The organism is Terrimonas sp. (genome assembly GCF_003075435.1).
Lineage (GTDB): Bacteria > Bacteroidota > Bacteroidia > Chitinophagales > Chitinophagaceae > Agriterribacter.
Window position 1 is genome coordinate 1 of the sequence record NZ_QCZJ01000075.1, and the last position, 1,169, is coordinate 1,169.

2 protein-coding genes are annotated in these 1,169 nt (G+C 40.4%); both read left to right on the plus strand.

The annotated features are described in order from the left end of the window. A partial coding sequence (locus DC498_RS26330; RefSeq protein WP_206197752.1) for a hypothetical protein occupies nt 1-228 on the plus strand: 228 nt, incomplete at its 5' end. A 5-nt stretch (nt 229-233) separates the two neighbouring features. Then, on the plus strand, nt 234-1,040 hold the full coding sequence (locus tag DC498_RS25900) for an IS3 family transposase (RefSeq protein WP_165813970.1): 807 nt from the start codon (nt 234-236) through the stop codon (nt 1,038-1,040). The last annotated feature ends 129 nt before the right edge of the window (nt 1,041-1,169 follow it).

The window sequence follows — 1,169 nt, forward strand, 5'->3', positions numbered from 1 at the left end:
TTAATAAGTAAAATAGTAAGAATAGAGATGAAAGGGGAAAAAGACCGTGTAAAAGAGTTGGAGTCGGAGTTAAAGCGGGTGAAACTGGCGCTGGCAGATGCTACGATGAAGAATGATATGCTGGAAACGCTGATAACGCTGGCGAGCGATCATTACCAGACAGATATAAAAAAAAATTTAGGTCAACAACCATCCAAAGCAGCCACGACCAAAAAGGATACGCAGTAGAGAGGTTGTGCAAGAGCTTTGGGGTAAGCCGTTCAGGGTATTATAAGTCTTTAAACAGGCAGGTAAAAGAAAAGCTGAAAGAAGACCAGGTAATAAAGCTGGTGCAAGAAGTAAGGCGTATACACCCGCGCATGGGCGGTAAAAAGCTATACGGGTTGTTAGAATCCGATCTGAAACAGTTGGAAGGGGCGACAGGTCGGGATAAGTTCTTTGATATTTTAGGCAGGAACAAGCTGCTGGTAAAGCGTCGCAGGAAGTATGTAAAGACAACAGACTCCTGGCATTATTTCCATAAGTATAAAAACAAGCTGAAGGATAAGTTATTGACAGGAGCCAACCAGGCATATGCCAGTGATATAACCTATTTGCGGACACGCAATGGCTTTGTATACCTGTTTTTGCAAACCGATGTATACTCCCGGATGATCACCGGCTGGTATTTATCAGATAGTCTGTCAATAGATGGAGCAGTGAAAGTTTTAAAGATGACTTTAAAGCAATGCAGAGGTAAAACCAAAGGCGTTATTCATCATTCAGACAGGGGGATACAATACTGCTGTAAGGAGTATGTGAAGCAATTGAAAAAACATAAAATGGAGATCAGCATGACGGAGGAGAACCATTGTTATGAGAATGCAATGGCAGAAAGAGTGAATGGAATATTGAAGCAGGAGTATTTACTGGATGAAACCTTTGCCGACAAAGCATCGGCATTAAAGGCGGTAAAAGAAGCTATAGATAGCTACAATAACCTTCGTCCCCACTGGTCGCTCAACTTATTAACACCCCGCCAGGTGCATATGGTTGCCTAAAATAGCTGTAAATCAAATAAGTTTATAATAATCCACAATTAAAATGTGGATTGTAAAAAGAAAAAAAGTAACAAAAAAAAGAAAAAGGGTAATAGTAGTAATAGTGTCTACTTTTTTCAGGACATGACA